We start from the raw sequence: 1,343 nt of genomic DNA on the forward strand, positions 1-1,343 counted from the left end.
TCGACCTCGGCCGGTTCGATGCGGAAGCCGCGGACCTTGACCTGGGTGTCACCGCGCCCGACGTACTCCAGCTGACCGTCCGCCGTCCACCGCGCCAGATCCCCGGTCCGATACATCCGGCTGCCCGCAGGCCCGAACGGGTCGGCGACAAAACGCTCCGCGGTCAGCACCTCACGACCGTGATAACCACGCCCGATCGTCCCGGCCACGTACAACTCGCCGACCACACCCACCGGAACGGGGGTCAAACCCGCACCCAGCACATACGTCCGCACGTTGCCCAGCGGACGCCCGATCGGAGCACTGCCACTCCCCGACCACTCCTGCTCACCCGGCAGCACGAACGTGGCGGCGTAGAAACTCTCGCTCTGCCCATAGCCGTTGACGATCCGCACTCCAGGGAACGCCTCCCGGACCTTGTGCACCAACGCCGCGGGCAGTGCCTCGCCCGCGAAGACGACGGTCTCCACCGTGGTCGTATCCGCGATCTGATCCACCAGCTCCGCGAAGGCCGACGGAACCGTACTGATCACACTCCCCGACCAGCCGCCGCGCTCCCCCAGCTCCAGAACATCCCGTACGACCTCGACACAGCCGCCCACACTCAACGTCGCAAAGATCTCGAACACCGACACATCGAAATTGACCGATGTACCCGCCAGCATCCGCGCACCGGCCGTCAGACCCACCCGGGCCGCCAGCCCCACCACATCATTGACGACATTGCGCTGCGAAATCACCGCACCCTTCGGCGTCCCCGTCGACCCCGAGGTGTACATCACGTACGCCACATGCTCCGGCCGCAGCGGCACCACCCGATCCCCGTCCACCGGATCCCGCTCCAGCTCACCCAGCACCTCGCCGAGGTGCAGATGCGGAATGTCCGTCCGCGGCAGCAACGACGCGGTGGACGCCTCGGTGAGAATGAACCGCGGGCGGGCATCGGACAGGACGAACTCCAGGCGGCGGCTGGGGTAGCGGGGGTCGATCGGAAGATAGCCGCCACCCGCCTTGAGCACCCCGAGCAGGGCCACCACCAGATCGGCCGAGCGCGGCAGCGCCAGCCCCACCACCGTCTCCGGACCAACCCCACGACCGATCAGACCATGCGCCAGCCGATTCGCCCGCGCATTCAACTCCCCGTACGACAGCGACACCTCACCGAAGACCACCGCCACCGCATCCGGCATCGCCACCGCCTGCCGCTCCACCAACCCGGCAACGGTCACATCCGGCACCACAACCGCCGTGTCATTGAACCCCCGCAGCACCTCCAGCTCCGCCGGCTCCAACAGCTCCACCGCTCCGACCCGTCGGCCGGGGTCCGCCACCAGCTGCCGCAG

At 68.4% G+C, this 1,343-nt stretch carries 1 protein-coding gene; it reads right to left on the minus strand.

The window, feature by feature from the left end:
• Window positions 1-1,343 (minus strand): amino acid adenylation domain-containing protein (locus tag ACF08M_RS41660; RefSeq protein WP_392190530.1); only part of this gene is annotated, 1,343 nt, incomplete at both ends.

The sequence above is a fragment of the Streptomyces sp. NPDC015032 genome, from assembly GCF_043080425.1.
GTDB lineage: Bacteria > Actinomycetota > Actinomycetes > Streptomycetales > Streptomycetaceae > Streptomyces.